The 26,116-nt window shown below is 67.8% G+C and carries 24 protein-coding genes; 12 read left to right on the top strand and 12 right to left on the bottom strand.

Annotated elements, in window-relative coordinates:
- Positions 1-105 precede the first annotated feature (105 nt).
- Both ACV22V_RS08470 and ACV22V_RS08465 read left to right on the top strand, forming a co-directional pair.
- On the top strand, positions 106-1,584 hold the full coding sequence (locus ACV22V_RS08470) for a sensor domain-containing diguanylate cyclase (RefSeq protein WP_448013541.1): 1,479 nt from the start codon (positions 106-108) through the stop codon (positions 1,582-1,584).
- A 145-nt stretch (positions 1,585-1,729) separates the two neighbouring features.
- Complete coding sequence (locus tag ACV22V_RS08465; protein WP_059533975.1) at positions 1,730-2,062, top strand: cupin domain-containing protein; 333 nt, start codon at positions 1,730-1,732, stop codon at positions 2,060-2,062.
- Between the two features lie 17 nt (positions 2,063-2,079).
- On the opposite strand, the gene ACV22V_RS08460 is transcribed toward ACV22V_RS08465, so the two are convergent.
- Complete coding sequence (locus tag ACV22V_RS08460) at positions 2,080-2,838, bottom strand: SDR family oxidoreductase (protein ID WP_059533973.1); 759 nt, start codon at positions 2,836-2,838, stop codon at positions 2,080-2,082.
- A gap of 115 nt (positions 2,839-2,953) precedes the next feature.
- A complete protein-coding gene (locus ACV22V_RS08455; protein WP_059533971.1) occupies positions 2,954-3,898 on the bottom strand; it encodes a LysR family transcriptional regulator in 945 nt (314 codons plus the stop codon).
- A 183-nt stretch (positions 3,899-4,081) separates the two neighbouring features.
- On the opposite strand from ACV22V_RS08455, the gene ACV22V_RS08450 reads away from it, so the two are divergent.
- The 4 genes from ACV22V_RS08450 (at position 4,082) to ACV22V_RS08435 (ending at position 9,162) form a co-directional block, all read left to right on the top strand.
- Positions 4,082-5,296: an FAD-dependent monooxygenase gene (locus ACV22V_RS08450; protein ID WP_448013540.1), complete on the top strand. Its 1,215-nt coding sequence runs from the start codon at positions 4,082-4,084 to the stop codon at positions 5,294-5,296.
- Positions 5,297-5,691: 395 nt separating this feature from the next.
- Positions 5,692-6,984, top strand: coding sequence for a c-type cytochrome (locus tag ACV22V_RS08445; RefSeq protein ID WP_448013539.1), 1,293 nt, complete (start codon positions 5,692-5,694; stop codon positions 6,982-6,984).
- 15 nt (positions 6,985-6,999) lie between these two features.
- Positions 7,000-7,533 carry a sugar dehydrogenase complex small subunit gene (locus ACV22V_RS08440; RefSeq protein ID WP_448013538.1) on the top strand — a complete coding sequence of 178 codons (534 nt, stop codon included), beginning with the start codon at positions 7,000-7,002 and terminating at the stop codon, positions 7,531-7,533.
- 27 nt (positions 7,534-7,560) lie between these two features.
- Entirely contained in the window at positions 7,561-9,162 is a 1,602-nt protein-coding gene (locus tag ACV22V_RS08435) for a GMC family oxidoreductase (RefSeq protein WP_448013537.1), read from the top strand.
- A gap of 66 nt (positions 9,163-9,228) precedes the next feature.
- On the opposite strand, the gene ACV22V_RS08430 is transcribed toward ACV22V_RS08435, so the two are convergent.
- Positions 9,229-10,167: an alpha/beta hydrolase gene (locus ACV22V_RS08430; protein WP_448013536.1), complete on the bottom strand. Its 939-nt coding sequence runs from the start codon at positions 10,165-10,167 to the stop codon at positions 9,229-9,231.
- Positions 10,168-10,231: 64 nt separating this feature from the next.
- A complete protein-coding gene (locus tag ACV22V_RS08425; protein WP_448013535.1) occupies positions 10,232-11,332 on the bottom strand; it encodes an OpgC domain-containing protein in 1,101 nt (366 codons plus the stop codon).
- A 381-nt stretch (positions 11,333-11,713) separates the two neighbouring features.
- On the opposite strand from ACV22V_RS08425, the gene ACV22V_RS08420 reads away from it, so the two are divergent.
- Positions 11,714-12,868: a porin gene (locus ACV22V_RS08420; protein WP_448013534.1), complete on the top strand. Its 1,155-nt coding sequence runs from the start codon at positions 11,714-11,716 to the stop codon at positions 12,866-12,868.
- 48 nt (positions 12,869-12,916) lie between these two features.
- Here ACV22V_RS08420 and ACV22V_RS08415 read toward each other — a convergent pair whose 3' ends face one another.
- Positions 12,917-13,828: a LysR substrate-binding domain-containing protein gene (locus ACV22V_RS08415; RefSeq protein WP_448013533.1), complete on the bottom strand. Its 912-nt coding sequence runs from the start codon at positions 13,826-13,828 to the stop codon at positions 12,917-12,919.
- A gap of 141 nt (positions 13,829-13,969) precedes the next feature.
- Here ACV22V_RS08415 and ACV22V_RS08410 point away from each other — a divergent pair, with 141 nt between their 5' ends.
- Together ACV22V_RS08410 and ACV22V_RS08405 are read left to right on the top strand one after the other, a co-directional pair.
- Entirely contained in the window at positions 13,970-14,986 is a 1,017-nt protein-coding gene (locus ACV22V_RS08410) for an aldo/keto reductase (protein ID WP_448013532.1), read from the top strand.
- A gap of 135 nt (positions 14,987-15,121) precedes the next feature.
- Complete coding sequence (locus tag ACV22V_RS08405; protein ID WP_448013531.1) at positions 15,122-15,862, top strand: sulfite exporter TauE/SafE family protein; 741 nt, start codon at positions 15,122-15,124, stop codon at positions 15,860-15,862.
- Positions 15,863-15,964: 102 nt separating this feature from the next.
- On the opposite strand, the gene ACV22V_RS08400 is transcribed toward ACV22V_RS08405, so the two are convergent.
- The 3 genes from ACV22V_RS08400 to ACV22V_RS08390 form a co-directional block, all read right to left on the bottom strand.
- Positions 15,965-18,109: a hypothetical protein gene (locus ACV22V_RS08400; protein ID WP_448013530.1), complete on the bottom strand. Its 2,145-nt coding sequence runs from the start codon at positions 18,107-18,109 to the stop codon at positions 15,965-15,967.
- Positions 18,110-18,522: 413 nt separating this feature from the next.
- A complete protein-coding gene (locus ACV22V_RS08395; protein WP_059533953.1) occupies positions 18,523-18,909 on the bottom strand; it encodes an ester cyclase in 387 nt (128 codons plus the stop codon).
- 53 nt (positions 18,910-18,962) lie between these two features.
- Positions 18,963-19,859: a LysR substrate-binding domain-containing protein gene (locus tag ACV22V_RS08390; protein WP_448013529.1), complete on the bottom strand. Its 897-nt coding sequence runs from the start codon at positions 19,857-19,859 to the stop codon at positions 18,963-18,965.
- A 535-nt stretch (positions 19,860-20,394) separates the two neighbouring features.
- Here ACV22V_RS08390 and ACV22V_RS08385 point away from each other — a divergent pair.
- The 3 genes from ACV22V_RS08385 (at position 20,395) to ACV22V_RS08375 (ending at position 23,320) form a co-directional block, all read left to right on the top strand.
- On the top strand, positions 20,395-21,234 hold the full coding sequence (locus ACV22V_RS08385) for a peptidoglycan DD-metalloendopeptidase family protein (RefSeq protein ID WP_448013528.1): 840 nt from the start codon (positions 20,395-20,397) through the stop codon (positions 21,232-21,234).
- A 189-nt stretch (positions 21,235-21,423) separates the two neighbouring features.
- A complete protein-coding gene (gene bla / locus ACV22V_RS08380) occupies positions 21,424-22,323 on the top strand; it encodes a class A beta-lactamase (protein ID WP_448013527.1) in 900 nt (299 codons plus the stop codon).
- 124 nt (positions 22,324-22,447) lie between these two features.
- The gene (locus tag ACV22V_RS08375; protein WP_175909545.1) at positions 22,448-23,320 is read left to right on the top strand and encodes a LysR substrate-binding domain-containing protein; all 873 of its coding nucleotides are present in this window, start codon (positions 22,448-22,450) and stop codon (positions 23,318-23,320) included.
- 25 nt (positions 23,321-23,345) lie between these two features.
- Here the strand turns inward: ACV22V_RS08375 and ACV22V_RS08370 are convergent, their stop codons facing one another.
- The 4 genes from ACV22V_RS08370 to ACV22V_RS08355 all read right to left on the bottom strand — a co-directional run bounded on the left by ACV22V_RS08370 (position 23,346) and on the right by ACV22V_RS08355 (position 26,116).
- Positions 23,346-23,681: a type 1 fimbrial protein gene (locus ACV22V_RS08370; protein WP_448013526.1), complete on the bottom strand. Its 336-nt coding sequence runs from the start codon at positions 23,679-23,681 to the stop codon at positions 23,346-23,348.
- Positions 23,682-24,043: 362 nt separating this feature from the next.
- A complete protein-coding gene (locus ACV22V_RS08365; protein WP_057924918.1) occupies positions 24,044-24,298 on the bottom strand; it encodes a GlsB/YeaQ/YmgE family stress response membrane protein in 255 nt (84 codons plus the stop codon).
- A 145-nt stretch (positions 24,299-24,443) separates the two neighbouring features.
- Positions 24,444-25,205: an ABC transporter ATP-binding protein gene (locus ACV22V_RS08360; protein WP_044843242.1), complete on the bottom strand. Its 762-nt coding sequence runs from the start codon at positions 25,203-25,205 to the stop codon at positions 24,444-24,446.
- Positions 25,202-26,116 (bottom strand): ABC transporter ATP-binding protein, encoded by a 915-nt coding sequence (locus ACV22V_RS08355; protein WP_059691314.1) that lies wholly within the window; start codon positions 26,114-26,116, stop codon positions 25,202-25,204. The genes ACV22V_RS08360 and ACV22V_RS08355 overlap by 4 nt, the downstream gene beginning before the upstream one ends.

Here is a 26,116-nt window from a genome sequence, read left to right as displayed (position 1 = left end):
CGCGCCGTGACCGGTGGATCCCCCGCTTGATATGCCACCGCGCGTTATTTAGTATGAAGTAATCGCGTCGTGCGCCGCGCACGAGCGTGATCATCGAGGAGACACATGCATTTCAGGTCGGCGGCTCCCCAGACGATCGTCGTGATCGGTATCGTGATCGCCTGCGCGCTCATGGGTCTGTGCGTGCTGCAATTGTTCCAGAGCCGCAACGACGCGCTCGAGCGGGCGAGCGAAACTTCCCGCAATCTGGGACTGATCGCCGAGCGCGACATCGAACGCAATTTCGAACTCTACGACCTGTCGCTGCAGGCGGTCATCGCCGGGCTTCAACGTCACGACGTGATGGCGGCGCCTGCGGGCCTGCGGCGCGCGGTGCTGTTCGATAACGCGATGACGGCACAGTTTCTCGGCTCGATGCTGGTGCTCGACGCCGGCGGCAACATCGTCCTCGATTCGGCCAACGACGTTCCGCGCCACGGCAATTTCGCCGATCGCAAGTACTTCACCGTCCACCGCGACAATCCGGATGTCGGGCTCTATGTCAGCGACCCGTTCACGTCCCGCCTGCGGGGTGGTTCGCCCAGCATCGGGCTCACGCGGCGGATCTCGAACCCCGACGGCTCGTTTGCCGGCATCGTGCTCATCGCGGTCAACCTCGAGTATTTCCATCACCTGTTTGCCGGCCTGTCGCTCGGACAACATGGATCGATCTCGTTGATCGGCAACGACGGCGTGATGGTGATGCGTCAGCCGTACGACGTCCGCACCATCGGTCGCAACATCAGCCAGGCCGCGACGTTCAAGCGGTTCCAGGTCGCGCGCGAGGGCGTGTTCTCCGAAACCTCGGTGCTCGACGGCGTGCGTCGTCTCTACTACTTCAGGCACTTGCCGAAGCTGCCGCTGATCATCATGGTCGCGGAAGCGGAGCAGGATATCTATGCGGCATGGCGGCACCGGGCCGTGACGATCGGCGCGCTGGTGGCGACCTTCGGCGCCGCGTTCATCGCGGTGTCCTTCATGCTCGGCACGCAACTGCGGCACCGGATGCGCGCCGAGTCGGAACTCGTGCTGCTGGCCCGCACCGACGGTCTCACCGGCCTGAACAATCGCCGCAGCTTCGCGGAAGTGCTGGATCGCGAATGGCGTCGCGCGCGGCGGGCACGATCGGTTTTCTCGTTGCTGTTCGTCGATGTCGATCGCTTCAAGGCCTATAACGATACCTACGGCCATCAGGCGGGCGACGACGCGCTGGCCGCGGTCGCACGCTGCATCGGCGACAACATCCGACGGCCGGCCGATACCGCGGCCCGCTACGGCGGAGAGGAATTCGTCGTGCTGCTCCCCGACACATCCGAGCCGGGCGCCGCCCAGATTGCCGAGCGGATTCGCGCGGCGATCGACGGGCTGCCGCTCGAACACGCCGGCAGCGAACACGGGCACGTCACGGCCAGTATCGGCCTGGCGAGCTGGACGCCCGAGCACGATGCCGAGGCCGACGCCGTGATCAAGGCCGCCGACGAGGCGTTGTATTACGCGAAAGCGACCGGCCGGAACAAGGTCGTCGCCTTTCATCCGCCGGCATGACGCGGGTCACGACATGCGGCCGCAAGACTTCATGACGTACACCAGGCGTTGCCGGCGCCCGTCAAACAAGTTCGCCGCGATGCCGGCCTTCGCGCTACAGTGGGCGTCATTCGCCTTCCGCCGAAGGCCGACTCGAGGTCGAACCATGCAACTTCAAACCGGCAATCTGTTCAGTGTCGAAGGAACGCGCGGCGACGACGAGCGGGTCGACGTGCTCGTCGCCGGCGCGCGCCTGAACGTCGAGCGGATCGTGTCGATGGGGCATACGAGCCCCGACGGGTTCTGGTATGACGATTCGCGCGCCGAATGGGTGGTGCTGTTGTCGGGCGCCGCGGTGCTCGAGTTCGAAGCGGACGCGACGCTGCACGACATGCGCCCCGGCGACTACGTGCTGATCGAACCGCATTGCCGGCATCGCGTCGCGTGGACGCACCCCGACGAGCCGAGCGTCTGGCTCGCGATCTATCACGACCGTTGAAACGGGCGGGGCGCGTGTTAACCGCGCCCCACGAACGGCATCGTGGTCGCCATGATCGTCATGTTCAGGATGTTCGTATCCAGTGGAAGGTTCGCCATCTGAACGACCGCATTCGCGACATGCGCGACGTCCATCCGCGCCTCGGGCGCCATGCGTCCATCGGCCTGCGGCACGCCTTCCGTCATGCGATCCGTCAGCGACGTCGCCGCGTTGCCGATGTCGATCTGACCGCACGCGATGTTGTACGCACGGCCGTCGAGCGCGAGCGACTTGGTGATGCCGGCCACCGCATGCTTGGTGGCCGTGTATGCGATCGTGTTCGGGCGCGGCGTATAGGCGGAGATCGAGCCGTTGTTGATGATCCGGCCACCCTGCGGCGTTTGCGCCTTCATCACGCGCCACGCGGCCCGCGCGCACAGAAAGACGCCCGTCAGGTTCGTCGCGACGACGTCGTTCCATACGCCGAAATCGTATTCGTCGAGCGGGACGGCCGGTGCATTGCGGCCGGCATTGTTGAAGAGGACGTCCAGCCGCCCGAACTGCTGCGCGATTTGCGCGAACGCGTGTTCGACCGATGCTTCGTCGGTGACGTCGGCCGGAAAAACATGCGCGTCGCCGTGGGCGGCGACGATCGCTTCTTTCGTCTCACGCAGCGACGCTTCCTTGCGTCCGATCAGTGCGACGGTATATCCGGCGTTCGCGAGTGCGATTGCCGCGGCGCGACCGATGCCGGATCCGGCGCCCGTGACGGCGGCGATCTTCTTCGAGACAGACATGGCTTGATTCCCTGCGGATTGGGTGAGGAAAGCGGCGGCGGGCGCGCGATGCGCTCGCCATGCGCCGGTCGAAGCGACATGCTACCGCGCACGCCGGATTTCGCGACGCGCGCGACTATTTCCTGCGCGCAGGCGCGGCCTTCCGTCCGCGCGTTCCGGCTTCCGCGAACAGGCTGACCACGACTTCCCGCAGCCAGCGGTTGCCTTCGTCCTGATTCACGCGCGCATGCCACAGCATATGAATCGGCGCGCCCGGCAGCGTGACCGGCAACGCGCGCCAGCCCAGCGAAAACGGCGCCGCGAGCTGCAGCGCAAGATGTTCCGGCACGGTCGCGATCAGGTCGGTGCGCTGCAGGATGTAGCCGACGCTCATGAAATGCGGCACCGTCAGCCGCACACGGCGTTTCACGCGGCGCCGCTTCAGCCATTCGTCCACCTGCCCGTGACCGGTGCCGGCCGACACCACGACCAGATGCTCGGCGTCGCGCCACGCGTCGACCGTCAGCGGCGCGTCTTCGAGTGGATGTCCGCGCCGGAACAGGCACACGTAGCGCTGATCGAACAGCCGGCGCTGATAGAACCCGCCCTGAAGTTGCGGCAACAGCCCGATCGCGAGATCGACGCGGCCGTCGGCCATCTCGTCGCTGAGGTTGACGCTCGTGTTGCGCACGGTATTGAGCGCGATGCCCGGCGCCGCGCGCGACAGGTGTTCGAGCAGCGCGGGCAGGAACACGACCTCGCCGATATCGGTCATCCCGATCGTCATCGTGCGCGACGCGCGGAGCGGATCGAAGCCGGTCTCGGGGTTGAGCGCGGCATGCAGCGTCGACAGCGCGTGCGCGACCGGTTCGGCCAGGCGCAGCGCGAACGGTGTCGGGACCACGCCGCCCGGGCCGCGCACGAACAGCGGATCGCCGAGCCGGCGGCGCAGCTTCGCGAGCGCGTTGCTGACGCCCGGCTGGCTCATGTTCATCTGCTCCGCGACGCTCGACACGCGCCGCTCCTGCATCAGCCGCTGAAACAGCAGCAACAGATTGAGGTCGATCTCGCTCAGTTCCATGGTTCGGCGTGGCCTCCGGTCATTCCGTTCAGTGATGAAGCAGATTCCCTGCATTTTATTGTGGGATGACGAGGCGCTGCTGAAAATACCGATACGGCGCCGGCATTCGACAGGCGCGCCGGGCAGGTCACGCGCGCCGCGGCCTCGCCCCCTCATGACTTGAATATCGGAGACACGTTCATCATGCAGACGAAACTGAGGATCGCGATCGTCGGCGCCGGAATCGGTGGCCTGACGCTGGCGCTTGCATTGCGCGAAGAGGGCATCGACGCGCAGCTATACGAGCAGACCGATGTGTTGCGCGAGGTGGGAGCGGCCGTCGCGCTGTCAGCCAACGCGACGCGTTTCTACGAACGGATGGGATTGCGCCCGGCTTTCAACGCGGTGTGCGCGGAGATCCCGGGCCTCGTCTATCGCGACGGACGCAGCGGTGCAGTGATCGGCCATCATCGCGGCGAGCCCGACTATCGCCGGCAATTCGGCGGCTCGTACTGGGGCGTGCACCGCGCAGACCTGCAGGCGATCCTGTCGAAGGCGGTCGGGATCGAGCAGATTCACCTCGGCCATCGGCTCGTCGATCTCGCGCAGCATCCGGACCACGTCACGCTGACCTTCGCCAACGGCGAACGTGTCGACGCCGATCTCGCGATCGGCGCGGACGGCGCGCGTTCGATCACGCGGCGCTGGATGCTCGGCTACGACGACGTGCTGTATTCGGGTTGCTCGGGCTTTCGCGGCGTGGTGCCGGCCGAGCGGATGGACCTGCTGCCCGATCCCGAAACCATTCAGTTCTGGGTCGGGCCGCACGGTCACCTACTGCACTACCCGATCGGTGACAACGGCGACCAGAACTTCCTGCTGGTCGAGCGTCATCCGTCGCCGTGGCCGTCGCGCGACTGGGTCATGCCGGCGGAGGAGGGCGAGCAACTGCGACTGTTCGGGGACTGGCATCCGGCGGTGGTGCAGATGATCACCGCGGTGCCGATCAGCCAGCGCTGGGGGCTGTTCCACCGGCCGCCGCTCGGCTGCTGGAGCCGCGGGCGCGTGACGCTGATCGGCGACGCCGCGCATGCGCTGGTGCCGCATCACGGGCAGGGCGCGAATCAGTCGATCGAGGACGCGATGGTGCTGGCCGCGCAACTGGCGAAGGCGGGGCCCGGCAACTGGCGCGAGGCGCAGGCGGCTTACGAGCGGCTGCGGCGCGGCCGCACGCGCAAGGTGCAGTACGCATCGATTTCCGCCGCCGACGTGCTGCATCTGCCCGACGGGCCGGCCGCGCAGGCACGCAATGCGCGGCTCGGCGAGCGCGACAGCGTGCTGCATCACCTGGACTGGATTCACGATTTCGACGCCCTCGCCGCCGAGCCGAACGAGCGGCAGGGCGGGACGTGGCTTTGACTTAGCAGGCGCGGCGCAAGCGGCGGCAGCGCGCCGGGCGACCGGTGCGGCGGTGACGCGTTCGTCCGTCGGGAATGCGGTCCGGCCGCGATGCCGTCACGCGTAGTCGGCCACCTGTTCCCGCGGCCACGGCTTGCGCGCGCACGTTGACGACATGACGCGCAAGTTGCCGCCGCGCCCGCACGGCGTTCGACCGTTTTCCGACATCCAGCGACGCTGATCCGGCATCCGCCGATTATTATCCGAATGGTGATTCTGTATCGATTTAGTGTATCGATACAGAGGATGATATAGTGCGGCCACGCCATGCGAGCGATTCCTCCGGAAGATAGAGGGCCGCATCGCGAGGCTTTCCGAAACCGCCTTGTTCACCGGATTCCTCACGGACGATTTCCATGCGCTTACCCGGCCTTTCCGCGCTTGTCGCGCTCTTCCTCATCGCGACGGCCCCCGCATCGGCGGCCGTGCAGGCCGCGGATCGCGTCGCCGCGGGCAAGGCGCTGGCCGTCGCGGCGGACTGCGTCGCGTGCCATACGGCGCCGGGCGGGCAGCCGTTCGCGGGCGGCCTCGCGATGCCGTTGCCGATGGGCGACATCTACTCGACCAACATCACGCCGGACAAGCAAACCGGGATCGGCAACTACTCGGCGCAGGATTTCGCGAACGTGCTGCGCAAGGGGATTCGGCGCGACGGCGGCAACCTGTATCCGGCGATGCCGTATCCGTCGTACACGAAGTTCAGCGACGACGACATCGCGAACCTGTACGCGTATTTCATGCACGGCGTCGCACCGGTGCACCAGCCGAACCGCCGGCCGGATTTCCCGTGGCCGCTGACCCTGCGCTGGCCGCTGAAGATCTGGAACGCGCTGTATCTGCGCGAAGGTGCGTATGTGCCGAAGCCCGGGCGGGACGCCGAGTGGAATCGCGGCGCCTACCTGGTGCAGGGCGCCGCGCACTGCGGCACCTGTCATACGCCGCGCGGCATCGGGATGCAGGAGCTGGCCTACGACGAAACCGGCGTCGGCTATCTCGCCGGCGCGCCGCTCGCGGGCTGGCAGGCGTTCAACATCACGCGCGACCGCGACGCGGGCATCGGCACGTGGACGACCGCGCAGATCGTCCAGTACCTGCGCACCGGCAACGTGCCGGGCAGGGCGCAGGCGGCCGGCCCGATGGCGGAAGCGGTCGAACACAGCTTCAGCCGCATGAGCGACCGCGATCTGAACGCAATCGCCGCATATCTATCGACCGTGCCGGCGGCGAAGGGCGCCGACACCGCACCGCGTTCCGCGCAGGGGCGCAAGACCGACGACTACGTCGCGGTACGCGCCGCGGCCGCAACCGCGACGGGAGGCTCGGCGCCGGTCGGCGCGTCGCTCTACCTCGATCATTGCGCGAGCTGTCACGGGATGACGGGCGCCGGCACCGCGGACGGATTCTTCCCGTCGCTGTTCGCCAACAGCGCGGTCGGCACCGCCACCGCGTCGAACCTGCTGCAGGTGGTCATGCACGGCGCGAGCGTGAACAACGGCGCCACGCACTATTTCATGCCGGCGTTCCAGACCGAACTCAAGGATGACGAAGTGGTGACCCTGGTGAACTACCTGAGCGACCGGTTCGGCAATGGCCGGACTCGCGTGAGCGCGGCGGATGTCGCGAAGATCCGCACCGCCCCCGCTCACTGACAGGAGATGCATGCGATGAACGAATTCGACGTGACCGATGACCCGGACGCGCAGCGTCGCCGCTTCGTGAAGCTGTCGGCCGGCGCGGCGCTCGCCGCCGCACTGCCTGCCGGCGTGCTGATCGCACGTGCGGCGGCTGCGCCGGAGGCCGTGCCGCTGCGGGATTTTGCCGGTGTGGCGGCCTATCTGACGCGCCGCTCGATGCTTCCGTCACGCTATGTGCAATCCGTCTACGACGGTCTCGTCGCTCAGGACAGCGAATTTCCGGCGCGACTGCGCGCGCTCGCCGTCGCGATCGACATGGGCACGCAGCCGCTCGACGCTTTCGTACGCACGCTCGGCGTCGCGGCCCCCGAACTGCGCATCGCCGCGCTGGCCATCATCGAGGCCTTCTACACGGGCAGCGTCGGCCATGGCGGGCAGGCGCGCATGGTCGGCTACGAAACCGCGCTGATGTTCGAGCCGACCGCCGACGTCACGGTCATTCCGACCTACATCCGTGCGCGCCCCGAATACTGGACCGCGCGCCCGACCGCCGACGCCGGCTGACCGGCCTTTCGAACGAGGATCGAAATCATGAGCAGTACCTATGACGCGGATGTCATCGTCATCGGCGCCGGCATCCTGGGCGGCGCCGTCGCGCAGTCGCTGACGCAGCAACGCAAGTCCGTCATCGTGCTCGAGGCGGGGCCGGAGGTGAAGCGGGCAGCGCTGGTGCGCGCGTTCCGCGACTACGGCAACAAGTCGGACTACAACGGCCCGTATCCGGATCTGCCGTGGGCGCCGAAATCGTCCACTGGACGCTATTCCGACCGCTACATCGACAGCGTCGGCCCGGTGCTGCAGAAGCCGTCGTTCCTGCGGCTCGTCGGCGGCACGACGTGGCACTGGGGAGGGGCGACGTGGCGCATGCTGCCGAACGATTTCCGGCTGCGCAGCCTGTACGGCCAGGGGCGCGACTGGCCGATCGGTTACGACGAACTCGAACCGTGGTATCAGCTCGCCGAAGAGCAGATCGGCGTATCGGGCTCGGATACCGACGATCAGAGCGGCCAGGGTGGCGCGCCGTTCCCGCCGCGCTCGAAGCCGTATCCGATGCGGCAGCAGCCGTGGTCGTACCTGACGCAGCAGGTCGCGGACAAGGTCGCGACGATCGGTCATCGTTTCGTCGACGAGCCCAACGCGCGCGCGACGCGGCCCTACGAGGGCCGACCGACCTGCGCCGGCAACAACAACTGCGCGCCGATCTGCCCGATCGGTGCGCAATTTTCAGGCGACCGCCCGGTGTTGCGCGCCGTCGCGCAAGGCGCGCGGCTGCTGACGAACGCGGTCGTCTACAAGATCGAGCGCGGCGAGAATCGCAAGATCGCCGCGATCCATTACATGACGCCGGACGGCAAAAGCACGCGCCTGACCGCGCGGACCTTCGTGCTCGCGGCGCATGGCGTGGAGATTCCGAAGCTGCTGCTGATGTCGGGTGTCGCGAATTCGTCGGATCAGGTCGGCCGCAACATGATGGGACACACCGGCCGCGCGATCGCGATGCTCGCGCGCGAGCCGGTGTGGGCGGGGCGCGGCCCGACGCAGCAGGGCAGCATCAACACGCGGCGCGACGGCGCGTTTCGTCGCGAACACGGCGCGATCCGGCATTTCCTCGACAACACGGTGCCCAACGAGGTCGTCACGCGGCGGCTGATCGCGCAAGGTATCGTGGGCGACGCGCTCGATGCGCGGATCCGCCACGACGCGGCGCGCTATCTGAAGATCGCCAGCTACGTCGAGATCCTGCCCGACCCGCGCAACCGCGTGACGCTCAGCGATCGCAAGGATGCGCTCGGGCTGCCGACGCCGCGCACCGATTACGACGTCTACGACTACGCGTTGCGCGCGGCATCGCAGGTGCTCGACGACTACCGCGATTTCCAGCGGGTGTTCGGTGCGACCGAGGTCGTCAACGACATCCATGCGTGGGTGCCGAGTTCGCACATCATGGGCACGACGATCATGGGCAGCGATCCGGCCGATTCCGTCGTCGACCGCGATTGCCGTACGCACGATCACCCGAACCTGTTCATCGCGAGCACGGCCGTGCATCCGAGTTCGTCGGTGGTCAATCCGACGCTGACCGGATATGCGCTGGCGCTGCGGATGGCAAGGACGATCGCCGCGGAAGTCTGACGCGAGCAAGGCGGCCGGCGGCGCGCGCATACCGCCCGCCATGGTGGGGCCGCGCTCAGGCCCGCATCATTTCACGCAATCCAGTGCGTACTTCAACCCCTGTCCGAGCAGCCCGCGCCACACGTCCCACGTGTGCCCGCCGTCGACGACGCGCAGTTCCGCCGGGTTCTGCGCGCGGCGCAGTTGCGTGTACAGCAGGCTCGATTCGGCCTGGATCGTCAGGTCGTCGTCGCCCACCGCGATGAACATCGGCACGCGCCAGTTGCGCGCGAAATAGCCGCGCAGCAGCGCCGGGTAGTTCAGCTCGTGCCACACGCGCGGGTCGAACTGCCGGTCGCCGAACACGCCGACATAACGCGCGGCGGAATTGAGCGGCGGCTCGTTTGCGTAGATCGCGGGGCTCAGCAGCATCGCGCCGCAGAACAGGCCCGGCTCGAGCAGCGAGAAACGCAGTGCGCCGAAGCCGCCCATCGACACGCCTCCGATCGCGCGGCCCGCGCGCTGGTTCGACACCGCGAAGTGCGCCTCGACTTCAGGCAGCAGGTCGTTGAGGAACGCGCTCTGCATCTTCTCCTTGCGGTCGACGTACCAGTCGGTGCCGCCTTGCGGCATCACGATCACGACCGGCGGGATCTCGCGGCGCTCGATCAGCGTGTCGGCGGTGGCCTGCAGCCGGCCCTGCGTGATCCAGTCGTTTGCGTTGCCGGCGTTGCCGTGCAGCAGGTACAGCACCGGATAGCGCGCACCTTCCGGGTTGTAGCCGGGCGGCAGGTAGACCGTGTAAGACCAGTCGCGCTTCAGCGACGCCGACCGGAACGCGCGCAGCACGACGCTGCTGCCCGGATTGACCGGCGGTTCCTGGGCGGCCGGCGCGATCGTTGCGGGCGGGACGGTCGCGGTCGCGGACGACGCCGTTGAAACCGCGGGCCCGCCCGTCGTGGCGTGGGCGGTGGCGATGGCGCCGGCGATCAGGGCGGCGGCGAACGGAAGGGCGAGTCGGCGCATGGTGAATCGTTTCAGGAGAGGCGCCCGCTATCGTAGCAGCGGCGCATGACGGCGCGGCGCATCATCACCGCGAACGGAACGGGAACGGCAGCCGCGACACGAGCGGCGCATGGAGCTTCGCGACGAGGTACAGCAAGCCCATCGCGACGGCGTCGGCGGTCAGGCCGAGCGGCACGTTCAGATAGCCTTCGGTCGCCTGATAAAGCAGCGAATCGACCGCGAGCGAGATGCCGGTGCCGGCGACGAAGCACAGCAGCCCCTGGCGGCCGATCGTGCCGATCCAGGGCATCGCGTGCGCGACCTTCTTCATCCATCCGAGGTGCACGAGCTTGGCCGCGAGCCACGCGATCGCGAGGAAGTTCGCGAGCCGCAGCGCGCCGAGATTTTGCTTGATCGACGGATCGGTCGGGAACGGCTCGATGCGCAGCCGGTAATACGCGCCGGCCGCGACGATCGCGAGCGACACGGCCGTCAGCAGCCAGCCCTGCGGTTTCGGCGCGAGCGTCTGGTAGACGGGCTGGCAGCGCGCGATCACGCCGAGCACGAACAGGAACTGCCACGCGAACGGATTGAAGTCCCACGGCGCGCCTTCGACGGTCGGCAAGAAGCGCGCGATGTGCGGCGCCGCGTACCAGAGCGAGCCGCTGAACGCGAGCATCAGCCACGGCTGCGTGCGCGCGAGCGGCAGCGCGAGCGGCACCAGCAGCGCGAAGAACGCATACATCGGCAGCACCGACGCGAGATACGGCTGGCGGCGGAACAGCAGGATGTCGCGCAGCGCGGCGAGCGGCTTGTGGAGCAGGCCGTCGAGATCGTTGGTCGGCATGTTCGGGCCGTCGATCGAGAATGCGTTCAGCACGGCGGTGATGAGCAGCATCAGGCCGGCCGTCACGAGGAAAGCACGGTAGATCTCGAAGGCACGGCGGATGAACCGCTGGCGCGCGGCCGCCTCGTCGTGGCGCTCGGCGAGCGAGTTGTACGCGATGGCGGTCGCGAAACCGCCGAGGAATACGAACACCTCGGCCGCGTCGCACAGCGCGTACGCATGCAGCGTCACGCGCGACAGGATGCTGCCGCCGATGTGGTCGACGACGATCACCAGCAGCACGAGGCCGCGGAAGAAATCGAGCTCGGCATAGCGGCCGGCCCGGGCGGCGGCGGTCATCGGGCCGCCTCCGGGCGCGCGCCGCGTGCGCGGCCGGCACCTGCCGCGCATGAATCGGGGTGAAGCATGACTTCGTGAAGAAATGAAGAACGGATGCGCATTGTGCCACCGATGTGACGCCGTCCGGGTTTACGCGGATGGCAGGCCGGCCAGCCGTTGCCGGCAAGCCTGATCGGGCCATGGTGAGAACAGGGCAGTTGGACGAGCGCAACGCTTTGCGTGCCGGTCCCACGCCCCGATGGACGGGCGATTTGCGACGTGACACCATTTTGTCCGCGCGGCCGCACACCGCGTCGTCCGCCCTGCGGGCCACCTCGATAAAACAGATCAAACAAATCGCCGGGCACATGGCCTGCCCGGCCCCGGCTCCGGAGATCCGTCATGAAGAAGCACGTCATTTTTGCCGCCGCGCTGGCCGCTTTCGCCGCGCCGGCCTTCGCGCAGGACAGCGTGACGCTGTACGGCCTGATCGACGAGGGCTTCAACTACACGAACAACGTGAACGTAAACGGGGTCGGAAAAACGAATTACCAGCTCGCGAGCGGCTACGCGCAGGGCAGCCGCTGGGGCCTGAAGGGCAGCGAGGACCTGGGCGGCGGGCTGAAGGCGATCTTCACGCTGGAAAACGGCTTCGACGTGAACAACGGCCGGCTCAACCAGGGCGGCCGGATGTTCGGTCGTCAGGCGTTCGTCGGGCTGAGCGCGTCGCGCTTCGGCACGTTGACCTTCGGCCGCCAGTACGATTCCGTCGTCGACTATCTCGCGCCGCTGACCGCAAACGGCAACTGGGGCGGCACGCTGTTCTCGCATCCGTTCGACAACGACAACACGGACAATTCGTTCCGCGTCAACAACACGGTCAAGTACGCGAGCCCCGACTGGAACGGGCTGTCGTTCGGCGGCACCTACAGCTTCAGCAACAGCACGGGCTTCTCGACCAACCGCCAGTACAGCATCGGCGCGCAGTATTCGCTGGCCGGCCTGCAGGTCGCGGCTGCATACCTGCAGGCGAACAGCCCGGGCGTCGGCAACGCGGGCGCGATCGCGGCCGACGATGCGAACTTCGTCGCCGACCGCCTGCGCATCTTCGGCGGCGGCGTCAACTACACGTTCGGCCCGGCGACGGTCGGCTTCGTCTATACGAAGACCGACGTGAAGAATCCGGTGTCGACTATTTACCTGCCGGCGTCGACGTTCTCGGGCCTCGGGCTGAGCGCGACCAAGTTCCAGAACTTCGAGATCAACGGCAAGTACCAGCTCACGTCCGATTTCTATCTCGGCGCGCAGTACGTGTACACGGACGGCAAATTCGACGCCGCGGCCGGTTCGTTCAAGCCGAAGTACCACACCGTCGGGCTGATGGCCGATTACAGCCTGTCCAAGCGCACCGACGTCTACCTGCAGGGCGCATGGCAGAAGGTCGCCGGCGACAAGACCGGCACCGCGGCCGACGGCGGCTACGTGGTCGGGACGGACGGCCCGTCGTCGTCGGCCAACCAGTTCGCGGTGCGCGCCGCGATTCGCCACAAGTTCTGATGTCGACCTGCCGGCGCCCGGGGCGAATTCCCCCGGCGCCGGCTTTCGTCACGCGGGCCGCCGCGCGTCGTCGAGCGTGTGCGCGAGCCAGTCGACGAAGATCCGCACGCGCGGCGCCAGATGCCGGCCGTTCGGGAACACGACCGACACCGGCAGCGGCGCGGCGCGCCACTCCGGCAGCACCTCGACCAGCGAGCCGTCCTCGAGCAGCGGCGCGAGCCCGTCGCGCGGCGCCTGGATCAGCCCGAGGCCCGCGATGCAGCACGCGAGATACGCCTGCGAGCTGTTCACCGCGACCACGCTGCGCATCTTCACCGTCTGCAGCGCGCCCGAATCCATGTCCGCATATTCCCAGTCCAGCTCGCGGCCCGTGCGGCTCGAGAAATAGCCGACCGCGACGTGGTCGGGCAGATCGTCCGGCGAGCGCGGCGTGCCGTATCGCGCGAGATACGCGGGCGACGCGCAGTTGATCTGCGCCATCTCGCCGACGCGGCGCGCGACCAGCGACGTGTCGGACAGCACGCCGACCCGCACCGCGCAGTCGATGCCATCGGCGACGAGATCGACGAAGCGGTCGGTCGTGCTCAGCACGACGCGCAGGTCGGGATAGCGCGCGTGGAAATCCGGCAGCGCCGGAATCACTTTGTTCAGCGCGAAGCGTTCGGGCAGGTCGACGCGGATCGCGCCGCGCGGCGCGGCGCCGGCGTCGTCGAACAGCGTCTCGGCATCGTCCAGATCGGCCAGCAGCCGCGTGCAGCGCTCGTAGTAGGTGGCGCCCTCGGCGGTGAGCGCGACGCGCCGGGTGGTTCGCTGCAGCAGGCGCACCCTCAGGTGTTTTTCCAGATACTGGACGGCATTGCTGACCGTCGGGCGTGGCAATTGCAGCTGCTCGGCCGCTTTCGTGAAGCTGCCGAGGTGGGCGACGCGCGCAAAGATGCGCATTGCATGCAGATGGTCCATGCGGGGCGGGAGCGTGGGCGAATTGGGACAGGCTCCATTGTTAATCAGCGTCGAATGAATTGGTTGGGCGTTTCGCGTTTATCGCGCGCCGCGATGCGTCCAGAATCCGGTTCATTCACTCACCACCGCAAGGAAACGGACATGGACAAGCGTCAACTGGGCCGCACGGGCCCGCAGGTATCGGCGATCGGGCTCGGCTGCATGGGGATGTCGGATCTGTACGGGCCGGCGGATCGCGACGAAAGCATCGCGACGCTGCACGCGGCGCTCGACAACGGGATCACGCTGCTGGACACGGGCGACTTCTACGGGATGGGCGACAACGAGATGCTGATCCGCGACGCGCTGCGCGGCCGCGCGCGCGACCAGATGCTGATCAGCGTGAAATTCGGCGCGCTGCGCGACCCGGCCGGCGCGTTCGTCGGCTACGACGCGCGGCCGCAGGCGATCCGCAATTTCGTCGCGTATTCGCTGAAGCGGCTCGGCACCGACCACATCGACATCTACCGGCCGGCGCGCGTCGATCCGACGGTGCCGATCGAGGAGACGGTCGGCGCGATCGCCGATCTCGTGAAGGCCGGTCATGTGCGCCATATCGGCCTGTCGGAGGTGGGTGCCGACACGATTCGCCGCGCGGCGGCCGTCGCGCCGATCGCCGACCTGCAGATCGAATACTCGCTGCTGTCGCGCGGGATCGAGGCGGACATCCTGCCCGTGTGCCGCGAACTCGGGATCGGCGTGACCGCCTACGGCGTGCTGTCGCGCGGGTTGCTCGGCGGCGGCTGGAGCGCGGCGCGGCAGGGCGAGCGCGACTTCCGCGCGGCCAGCCCGCGCTTTCAGGGCGAGAACCTCGCGCACAATCTCGCGCTGGTCGACGCGCTGCGCGCGATCGCCGACGAGAAGGGCAGCAACCCGGCGCAGATCGCGATCGCATGGGCGCTGTCGCGCGGCGACGACATCGTGCCGCTGATCGGCGCGCGCAAGCGCACGCAACTCCAGGACGCATTGCAGGCGTCTAAGTTGCAACTAACGGTCGATGATCTGGCGCGCATCGAAACGGCGGTTCCCGCCGGGGCGGCTGCCGGCGAGCGTTATCCGGCCCCTCAGATGGCGCACCTCGACAGCGAGCAGGGCCGGGGGCCGGCGCACGGAGCCTGAACGGCGGGCATGGCGGGATGACGAGGCAACGAGGCCGGCCGGGCGGACCCGAGCCAGCCTCAGGCAAAGCCAGATGGCCGGCGGCGTGACGGTGGTTCATCATCGCGCCGTCTTCAACCGGACGGAACGCCCTCCATGCAAACCCAGATGCTGACGATCATCGTGCTGGTCTTTCTGCTGGCCGGCGCGGTCAAGGGCATGATCGGCCTCGGGCTGCCGACGATCGCGATGGGGCTCTTGACGCTCGCGATGCCGCCGTCGGCCGCCGCGAGCCTGCTGCTCGTGCCGTCGTTCATCACCAATGTTTGGCAGCTGTGGCTCGGCCCTTCGTTCGGGCCGTTGCTGCGGCGTCTGTGGCCGCTGCTCGCCGGGCTGACGATCGGCACGCTGACGGGCGGGCTGCCCGCGCTTGCCGCCGGCAGCGCGTGGACCCACGCGGCACTCGGCGTCGTGCTGGCCGCATACGGCTGCTGGGGGCTCGCCGCCGCGCGATTGCCCGCGCCGGGCCGATACGAGAAATGGCTGTCGGCCGCGGTCGGCTATCTGACGGGCGTCGTGACGGCCGCGACGGGCGTGTTCGTCGTGCCGGCGGTGCCGTACCTGCAGGCGCTGCGGCTGACGAAGGACGACCTGATCCAGGCGCTCGGGCTGTCGTTTACCGCGTCGACGATCGCGCTCGGGCTGCAGTTGCGCGTGACGGGCGCGCTGCAGACGATCGATCTCGGCGTATCGGCGCTGGCGCTCGTGCCGGCACTCGCGGGGATGATCGGCGGGCAATATGCGCGGCGCGTGATGAGCGAGAAGGCGTTCAAGCGCTGCTTCTTCGTCGGGATGATCGCGCTCGGCGCCTACATGGCCGCTTCGGCGTGGCTGTGAACGGGAATCGCCGACACGCGCACCGCGCGCCCGGCGCGAATGCCCCGAAGCCGGTTTCGAGAGCCGGCTTCGAGGACGCTCACGGAGCGGCGGCCATGCCGCTCAGGCCGGGTCGGCGTACTTCAGCGTCCACCCGAACGTGCGGGTGACGCCCGCGCCGAGCGCGAACGGAGTGGTCTTGCACGCGAAGTTCGAATGCAGCTGGCCGATCGGCGTCGTCGACAGCGGGTTCGCCGCGCCGTTGACCGTGTCGAAGGCGGACAGCGCGCAGGTGTCGAACCCGGACGCCGCATAGCCGGTCGCGGTGCTGTTCGCGTACGTCACCGACGTGCCGTCGCCGTTCGCTTGCGTGGACGCAAAGTCCGCGAACGATGCGAAGTCCGTCTCGACCGACAGGTTGCCGGCGAGCGTGCCCGAGGCAAGCGTGTCGCTGCGCGAGATCGTGCCGTGCGCGAACGTCAGCACGGTATGCATCTGCAGGTCGAGATCCGTCGTGTACGCCGCGTTCTTCGACGCGAGACGGAACTTCGCCGTGTCGAACGACACGACCACCTGTCCGTTGGCCTGCTGCACGTCGAGGTTCTTGTAGTACGTGACGGGAACGTAGGTCTTCCCGTTGTACGACACCTGCGGCACCAGCAGCGCGTAGCCCAGATCGGTCGTCCCGTAGATCAGCTTGTCGGAGAACGGCACCGGGTAGTACGGCGTGAACGAGTTGTAGTCGGGCGCCTGGCTGAGATTCAGGTTGATCGCGCGGCGGCCGTCGCGCACGGTGAGCAGCGCCGCGTTGTACGGATGCGCGGTATCGCCGGGCTGGTTGTACCAGGTGAGCGTGTAGCGCGGCAGCGCGTCGAGCCACGCATCGTAGGCCGCATCGTCCATCGGCGCCTTGCCGCCGAAGCCGAGCTTGTTCCACCACGCGTTCACGTACAGGTATTGATGCAGCAGGCTGAAATTCTCGCCCATCACGCGCGGCTTGCCGCGATAGGCGTCCGTGCCGCGACCCTTGACCCACATGTTCACCGACGGCGTCGGCAGCGACGGGTCGTACCAGTACGTGTCGAAGCGACGCGCGGCCCGGTAGATGAACGCGTACGCAACCTGCTTTTCCTGGTCGGTCAGCACGCCCGCGTTGGCGGCCGCCGTCAGCACCTCCATGAACGCGGAATCGCCGTACGGGCCGATCGAACGGCCGTAGTTGAAGCCCTGGCCGTCGGCGTTCAGCTGCGGCAGGATCAGGTCGACCGACTTGCGCAGATAGCCCTTCAGTTCCGGCGTGAGGTTCGCCTCGTTGCCCATCTCGAACGTGCGCTCGGTCACTTCGCCGATCAGCAGTGTGCTGTAGCGGTCGTAGCGCGCCCGGTCGTAATAGGTCGTATGCGTGTTCGACGCTTCGTCGGAGAAGCCGCCCGACGAATCGTTGCGGATGTGGTTCGTCACGGTATAGAGCAGCGCATCGCGCGCGCCCATCGTCGCGACGGCCGGATCGGTCGCCGACGAGAACGACGGATTGCTCCAGCCGAGTTTTTGCCGCAGCCCGGCGATTCCGTAGGACACCGCATAATAATTCTGCGCGGTGTTGAGCGACGCAATGTCGATCGGCGTGCCGGCGGCCGGGCAGGTGCTGGTCTTGCCGCTTGCATCGGGGCCGAACATGTCGCAGAAGTTGAGCCGTTGCTGCAGCGTCGCGAGCATCGCGTCGCTGAAGACCTCGTTGAGCATGCCGTGCGCCTTCAGGTTGTTCAGTGCGACGAGGTAGTAGTACTCGCCCCACGACGTATTTGCATACGTGTAGTCGCTGCCCGACTGCGCCATCATCGCGGTCGTGATCGTCTGGTACGTCGCGAGATAGCTCGCGTATTGCGGGTCGCCCTTCGACTTCATGTCGATCAGGATGTACGACAGGCCGAGCGCGAGCTTGCCGGGCAGGAATTTGTCGCCGGTGTTCGTGTCGAGCACGTGAACCGGCGAACCGTCGCCGAGATCCATGACGACCTGCGTGAAGTCGGGCGATTTCCGGATCAGGTCGAACAGCGCGCGCATCTGGCCCATCATCGTGACCGGAATGCGCGTGCCGGCCGGCACGCTGGTGTCGGGTGCGCCGTAGACGAGCGCCTGCAACGAGTTCGGCGCGAGCGCCGGTGTCGACGGCGGGGCGGTCACGTCGTTGCCGCCGCATGCGCTGACGAACAGGACGGAAAGGGCGCTGAACGCTGCGCCGAGCGCGAATCTGCTGCGCGTATGCATCGTGTCTCCAGGTTCGAATAGTGATGAAGTCTTGAATCGCAACTCGAGCAGGCAAGCGTTCTCCCTGCGCGGGCCATGGTCGCGTCGCGCCGACAGTGCTGGAAAACGTTTTCCAAATTTAGGCATCGATTGCTTCGATGTCAATGCGCTTTCACGCCGGATGCGACCGTGAAAACCCGGATGGTCAAAGCAGGAGGTGCGATGAAGGTGGGCTATGCGTGCTGGAATTTCCGCGATTTATGATTATTTTCGCTGCGGCGCAGCGTGGCATATCGGCAGTGACGGCATGCGTCGGAAAGGCGTTCGTGCGGCGTGCTTCCGGCGGGATGCGCGAGAAAACGTTACCCTTGGAAATCGAATTCAAGCCGGATATCGACTCGTCGATCCCATCCGGTAGCCGTCCCGCGGCGATGCTAAAGCTGCGCTTCGATCGCGGCCTTGTCGATCACCGACCACACCTGCCGGATCTTGCCGTCGTGAAATTCGTAGAACACGTTCTCGGCGAACGTGACGCGCGTGCCGTCGACGGCGAGCCCCATGAACGTCCCGCTCGGCGCACACGCGAAGCGCAGCCGGCATGCGATGCGCGGCGGTTCGCACACCAGCAGCCGGATCTCGAAATGGAGATCCGGAATGTCGCGGAAATCCTGCTCCAGCATCGCGCGGTAGCCGGCCAGGCCGAGCGGCCGGTCGTTGTGGATCACGTTGTCGGCGACGTACCGGCCGAGCGCCGGCCAGTCCTGGCGGTTCAGGCAGTCGATGTAGGCGCGGTAGTGCGTGGCGAGATCGGGTGTCGTCATGGCGGCGGTGCCTCCTCGTGTATCGCCCGGCCGTTGCGGACGGCGCGCGGCGTTCAGCGCGATGGCGTTTCGCCCGACAGATACGACACGAACGCCTGCGTATATTTGGGCAGCGCATCGAACGATCGCGCACAGAGCGTCAGCTTGCGGTGGCTCCACGCATCGGACAGCTCGACGAGCCGCACGTCCATCGTCTGCATCGCGCGCTCGGCCGCGTGGCGCGACACGATGCCGATCCCCACGCCGCTTTCGATCACGCGGCAGATCGCATCGAAACTCTTCAGCTGCACACGGTAGCGGATCCGCTTGCCGAGCGCACGCGCCTGGTCGCCGAGATGGACCTGCAGCGCGCTGCCGTCGGTCAGCCCGATGAAATCCGCGTCGGCGATCTCGTCGAACGCGACCTCGTCGCGCGCGGCGAGCGGATGCCCGGCCGGCACGACCGCGATCAGCCAATCCTCGCGGAACGGCTTCTGCGCGAGTCCGCCGAGCCCGACCGAATCGGCGACGATGCCGACCTCGGCCGTCTTGTTGCGGATCGCGTGCACGATTTCCTGGCTCGAGCGCTCCTCGACGCTGATCGACAGTTTCGGATGATGCGGCAGATACGCGGCGAGCGCGTCGGGCAGGTATTCGCTCAGCGACGCCGTGTTGCAGAGCAGCCGGATATGCCCGCGCAGCCCCTGGCCGTATTGCTGCAGTTCGCCGCGCATGTGGTCGATCTGCTGCAGCACCGTGCGCGCGTGGTGCTCGAGCGCGCGGCCGGCGTCGGTCGCCTGCGCGCCGGACTTGGTCCGGTGCAGCAGCGGCACGCCGAGTTCGTCTTCCATCCCGCGAATGCGCTCGCTTGCTGCCTGCAGCGTGATGTGGGTGCGCTCGGCGCCGCCCGTGATCGTGCCGGCCTCGCAGATGTTCAGGAAGAGCCGCAGGTCGGTCAGGTCGAAGCGCATGGCGGGGTGAGGGCGCGTAAGAATGGATATGGCCGATAAGTTAGCAGGAACCGCCGCGCCGGTCTCAGGCTGCGCCTGAGACCCCGTTCGCCGGTTCCGCATTTTCGGGGCGGGATCGATGCCGGATCATGGCCGCATATCAACCGGGGGAGACTGTCATGCGGGTCGATTCGTCGTGGGGCGTGTCGTTCAAGATCGCGTTGCACCTGCTGTTCCTGTGCGTCGGCGTCGCGTGGGCCTGCGCGGAGCTGGTCGACTGGCTGCGCTGAGCGGGCGGCCGTCGCAGGCCGCCTCGGCTGTCCGGCGCGGCCATGGGAGATTGAAAGCCATTCGAAATATCGGTAGATCCTGAAATTTCTTCCGCATCGCGCGTCCAAAACCGTCAAGTTTTTCCGAAATCGACCGTATTACCGGTAACGAGTGTCCGCCGACGCCCGGTTCGTGATCGTTTGTCATCATTGTTTGCATCCGGTTACACGTCGGCCGTTCCGTTTTTGAGATGCTTGAAAGATTGTCAAACCGGAGTCGATCGTCCATGAATCAGCGCGAGATTTGCCGCAAGTCGGCGTGGCTGTCCGGCCTGGCCGCGGTGCTCGTCATGGCCGGTTGTGCCAGTCCGCCGCCCGTCCCGCCGAGCGACACGCTGGCGGGCTCGCCGTCGGGCCAGCCCGCCGCCACGCCCGCGACGCCGCCGCCCGCACCCATTCTCGTCGCGCAGAAGTACGTGGTGAAACGCGGCGACACGCTGTCGGGCATCGCGTCCGCGAACGACTGCAGCGTCGCCGACCTGCGCACCTGGAACAAGCTCGATGGGCGCGGCAGGCTGCGCATGGGGCAGGTGCTGCGCATCGTCCGCCAGCAGCCGTTGCAGGCATCGGGCGGGAATGGCGGTGCACAGGCCGCCGCGCCAGCCGACGCGAGCAATGCGCCGGCCGCCGCGCCGGCGAGCGCGTCGACGGCGAGCGACCGGCAGGTCGTGAAGGAAACCAGGCGGCATGCGGGCGGTGTGGCGCTTACGTGGCCCGCGCGCGGCAAGATCGTCGACGCGTTCCGGCCGGGGCAGAACCGCGGCATCCAGATCGCCGGCCGGCCGGGCGACCCGGTTCGCGCGGCGGCCGACGGCCGCGTGATGTACGCGGGTAGCGGCCTGAACGATTACGGCACCCTGATCATCGTCCAGCACAACGCGGATTTCCTCACCGCCTATGCGCACAACCGCAAAGTGCTCGTGAAGACCGGCGACATCGTGCACCGGGGCGACGAGATCGCCGAGATGGGCGACCTCGACAACTCGCGTGTCGCGCTGCTGTTCGAAGTGCGACGCGACGGCAAGCCCGTCAATCCGATGCCGTACCTGCCTTCGTCGCAAGGCTGACGCGGGGCGCGCTCGCTGCTACGCTAGGGTCTGTTCACGCGCGTCCCGCCGCATGCGGGGCCGACGGACGTCTTCGGGGATGCGCGGCGTATGCCGTCGCGAGCCGGCCGTCGGCGCGAATGCGTGTGCGTCGTCGACGCGCACGTGCGTTGCTCCATGCCACCGTTTCCGACAGAACGCCCTTCATCCATGGAACATTCTCCGACACGCCGCTCGCTGTTGCTCGCCGCCGTCGCCGCGCCGTTCGTCGCCGCGTGCTCGTCGGCGCCCGTCGCCGAGCAGGGGCGCGCACATGCCGCCCAGGCCGAACTCGCCGCGCTCGAACAAGCGTCGAACGGCCGGCTCGGCGTCGCCGCGCTCGATACGTCGAGCGGCACGCGCATCGCGCATCACGCGCGCGAGCGCTTCCCGCTGTGCGGCACCTATGCGGTCGTCGCCGCCGCCGCGATACTCGCGCGCGGCTCGCTCGACGCGTCGCTGTTGCCGCGCCGCATCCTGTATCGCCGCTATGAAGTCGTGGCCGGCTCGCCGGTGACGGAAAGCCACGTCGACACGGGGATGACGATCGCGCAGCTCTGCACGGCGATGCTGCAGTCGGGCGACAAGGGCGCCGGGAACCTGCTGATGGGCGTGCTCGGCGGCCCGCAGGCCGTCACGTCGTTCGCGCACGAAAGCGGCGACACCGTGTTCCGGCTCGATCGCTGGGAACCCGAACTGAACCAGGCGGCGCCTCGCGACGAGCGTGATACGTCGACACCGGTCGCGATGGTCGACACGCTGCAGCGGTTGCTGCTCGGCGATACGCTGCGCGAACCGCAGCGTGCGCAGCTCACGGAATGGATGACCGGCGGCGCGCGCGGCGCGACCGGGATCGCAGCCGGCGTGCCGCCCGGCTGGCGCATCGCGGACAAAACCGGCACCGGCGGCTACGGCACGACGACCGACGTCGCGGTGCTGTGGCCGCCGTCGCGCGCGCCGATCGTGCTGGCCGTGTCGTTCACGCAACCGCGTGCCGACGCGGCCGCACGCGCGGACGTCGTCGCGTCGGCGGCGCGCATCGCGACGGGCGCGTTCGCCGCCACGGCCTGAGCGCGCGCCGCACCTCGCGTAAAGCCGGCGTTTGGCTTATCGTGTCGATCAACGCGCGCCGGTGTCGGCGCGCGGCCTTGCCGCGCCGTCGTTCGGTGCGGTCGATCCGTCTACCCCCTTCGTCATGCGCCGACTTCCGCCCCTGCACGCGCTGCAGATCTTCTCGACGGTGGCCCGCCACCGCAGCTTCACGCGCGCGGCCGAGCAGCTGTGCCTCACGCAGGGCGCGGTGAGCCGGCAGATCCAGACACTCGAGGCGCACTACGGCTTTCCGCTGTTCAAACGGCACGCGAAGGGCCTCACGCTGACGGCGGAGGGCGAGCAATTGCTGCCGGTGGTCAACGAGAGCTTCGCGCGGATCGAGGACATTTCGATGAAGCTCACGCGGCAGCGCACCGATCTCGCGCTGAAGGTGCCGACCTGCGTGATGCGCTGGATGCTGCCGCGCATCATGCGCTTCCAGGGCGAGCATCCCGAACTCCACGTGCAGATCACGACCGCGTGGCAGCACGTCGTCGATTTCTCGACCGAGCCGTTCGATGCGGCGGTCGTCTACGGTACGTCGCCGGGCCCCGGTGTCTTCGCGCTGCCGCTGTTCGACGAACGCTTGACGCCGGTGTGCGCGCCCGAGCTGCGGCAGGCCGCGCCGCTCGATGCGGTCGGCGATCTCGCGCACCATACGCTGCTGCATCCGACGCGCGACCACCGCGACTGGCGCGCGTGGCTCGATCACGCGGGCGAGCGCGCCGTCGACGCGGAGCGCGGGCCGACCTTCGACACGCTCGATCTCGCGACGAACGCGGCGATGCAGGGTTTCGGCGTCGCGATCGGCGACGTGACGCTCGTCGACGACGACGTCAGCGCGCGCCGGCTCGAACGGCCGTTCGACATCGTGCTCGAAACCGGCGCCCGTTATTTCTTCGTCTACCCGGAGAGCATCGGCAGCCAGCAGAAGATCCGCGCGTTCAGCGACTGGATCGCCTGCCATCGCGACTGACGCGCGACGCCTCCGGCAGCGGGTGTTACTGGTACGTCACGATGGCGATCATCGGCGCATGCGTGCCGCCCGCACGATCGGGTAAAACGATTGCGCGCGAGGCCTGCGTAAAGGTCGTGGTCTTGATCGTGCGCAGGCTGGCCGCGTCGACGAACGCGACTTGCCCGCTCGCCGGGCGCGGGCAGTCGGGGCGCACGTGCGCGTGCGCGGCGTCGGCCGTGTCGAGCGCGAACGAGCACGGCGGCTCGACGATCATGCCGGTGAAGTGGATAACGCCGGACGCGCCGGCGGCAAAAGATGAGGACGACGCCAGAAGCGAGGCAGCCAGGGCAAACGAGGCGGCAAACAGGCGATGCTTCATGACAGGCTCCAGAGAGGAAGCGCGTCGCAGCGGGGCCGCTCGAATGGCAGTCCGTCAACGCTGCGGTGCTGTATGCGTAAACGGCAATTCCATTGGACCTCTTGAATGAAAAACGGGAAATAACGGCAACGATCAAATGACGCCGTATTCCTCCAATCAATTTATCCCAAATTTGTGCGGCCGCAAGTCAGGGTATTGCCGATGGCGTAAGGGCGCGGCGATCCGGCCAGTGAACCGGGGGTTTGCGAGTGAATCGTTGAGGACTCAACGATTCGACGAAGGTGCGAATTGCGGCGTGCATAAAGAAAACGGCCGCTCGTGTAACGAGCGGCCGTTGCGTATCGACGCGGGCGATGCGGCGGTCAGCCCGCGCGCTTGCGCACCGCGCCGACGATCACGAGCAGCACGATCGCGCCGATGATCGACGCGATCCAGCCGGCGCCCTGGCCCGGCGCATACCAGCCGGCGGCGCGGCCGACGTAGCCCGCGACGAGCGAGCCGACGACGCCGAGCACGACGGTCATCAGGATGCCCATCTTGTCGTCGCCGGGCTTGAGCGCACGGGCGAGGAGGCCGACGATGAGCCCGACCACCAGGGTTTCGATGAATTGCAGCATGAACGCCTCCCTATTGCTGTTGAGCTGTTGACGAAAGGAAATGGACCCGCGCGGCGCGCGAGGGTTCCATCCGTCGGCGCGCCGGTGCACTGGCGCGCCGACGCACGGGGTGCCGAGTATCGCACGCCCGCGCGTCGCGCACATGTCAGGCAACCGGATCGAGGCGTCGGTAGCCTTCGGTCGCGCGCAGCAGCGTGCGCGTGTAGTCGCGTGCGACCTGTCCGGCGCGAACGTCCTCGATCCGCAGCTGTTCGACGATCTCGCCATGCTGCATCACCGCGACGCGCTGGCACAGGAAGCCGATCACCGCGAGATTGTGGCTCACGAGGATCATCGTCAGGTTGCGTTCGCGATGCAGGCGGCGCAGCAGGTTCAGGATCTCGGCCTGCACCGATACGTCGAGCGCGGAGGTCGGCTCGTCGAGCAGCAGCACGCGCGGCTCGACGATCAGCGCGCGTGCGATCGCGACACGCTGGCGCTGGCCGCCCGACAGCTGGTGCGGATAGCGGAAGCGGAACGCCGGGCCGAGCCCGACTTCGGACAGCGCGCGGGCGATGCGCGCGTCGGCGTCGTCGATCCGGTGGATCGACAGCGGCTCGCGCAGCGTCTGGTCGACCGTGAAGCGCGGATGCAGCGACGCGTACGGATCCTGGAACACCATCTGCACGTGGCGGCGGAATGCGCGGTCGGGCGTGCCGCCGACGGGCCGGCCGTCGATCGACAGGCTGCCGCCCGCGAGCGGCACGAGGCCGGTCAGCGCGCGCAGCAGCGTCGACTTGCCGGAGCCCGATTCGCCGACGAGCCCGAAGACCTCGCCGTCGCGTACCGCGAAGCTGGCATCGCGCACGGCGTCGACATGGCCGGTGCGGGTCGGAAAACGGATCGAGGCGTGATCGACGTCGATCATCGTGCGGCCTCCCTGGATTCGGCCGACGACGATGCGGGCGAAGCGGCGTCGAGCCACGCCGGGTCGCGCCGCAGCACCGGCAGTTCGTCGGGCGGGTTCGCGAGCGGCGGATTCGCCGCGAGCAGCCCGCGGGTGTATGGATGCGTCGCGTCGCGCAGGTCGCGCGCGGCGCAGGTTTCGACGACGCGGCCCGCATACATCACCGCGACGCGATCGCAGAACGACATCACGAGCGGCAGGTCGTGGCTGATGAACATCAGGCCCGTGCCGTGCCGCGCGATCATCGCGTCGAGCACCGCGAGCACCTGCATCGACACCGCGACGTCGAGCGCGGACGTCGGCTCGTCGGCGATCAGCAGGCGCGGGCCGGTCGACACCATCATCGCGATCATCACGCGCTGGCCCATGCCGCCCGACAGCTCGTGCGGATACGCATCGGCGACGCGCGCCGGATCGCGAATCTGCACGGCGGCGAGCGCCTCGACGATCCGCTCGCGCAGCGCGCGGCCGCGCAACCCCGGCTCGTGCAGCCGGAATGCTTCGCCCATCTGCTTCGCGACGGTCATCACCGGGTTCAGCGAATATTTCGGATCCTGCAGGATCATTCCCATCTGGCTGCCGCACAGGCGCCGGCGTTCGCTCGCCGACATCGCGAGCAGGTCGCGGCCGGCGAAGCGCATCGTGCGGGCCGACCAGCGCGCGGCTTCGGGCAGCAGGCCGAGCAGCGCGCGGCCCGTCAGCGATTTGCCGGAGCCGGATTCGCCGACGATGCCGAGCCGTTCGCCGGGGGCGAGCGTCAGCGACAGGTCGCGCACCGCGTCGGACACGACGCCGTCGTGCCCGCGAAACCCGATCTTCAGGCCGTCGATCTCGCAGAGCGGCGCGGGCGCGTTGACGGAATTCGGTTGCAT

The sequence above is a fragment of the Burkholderia sp. AW33-5 genome (assembly GCF_053427615.1).
The sequence above is the reverse complement of the archived record's forward strand: the minus strand, read 5'-3'. Positions and strand labels throughout refer to the sequence as shown.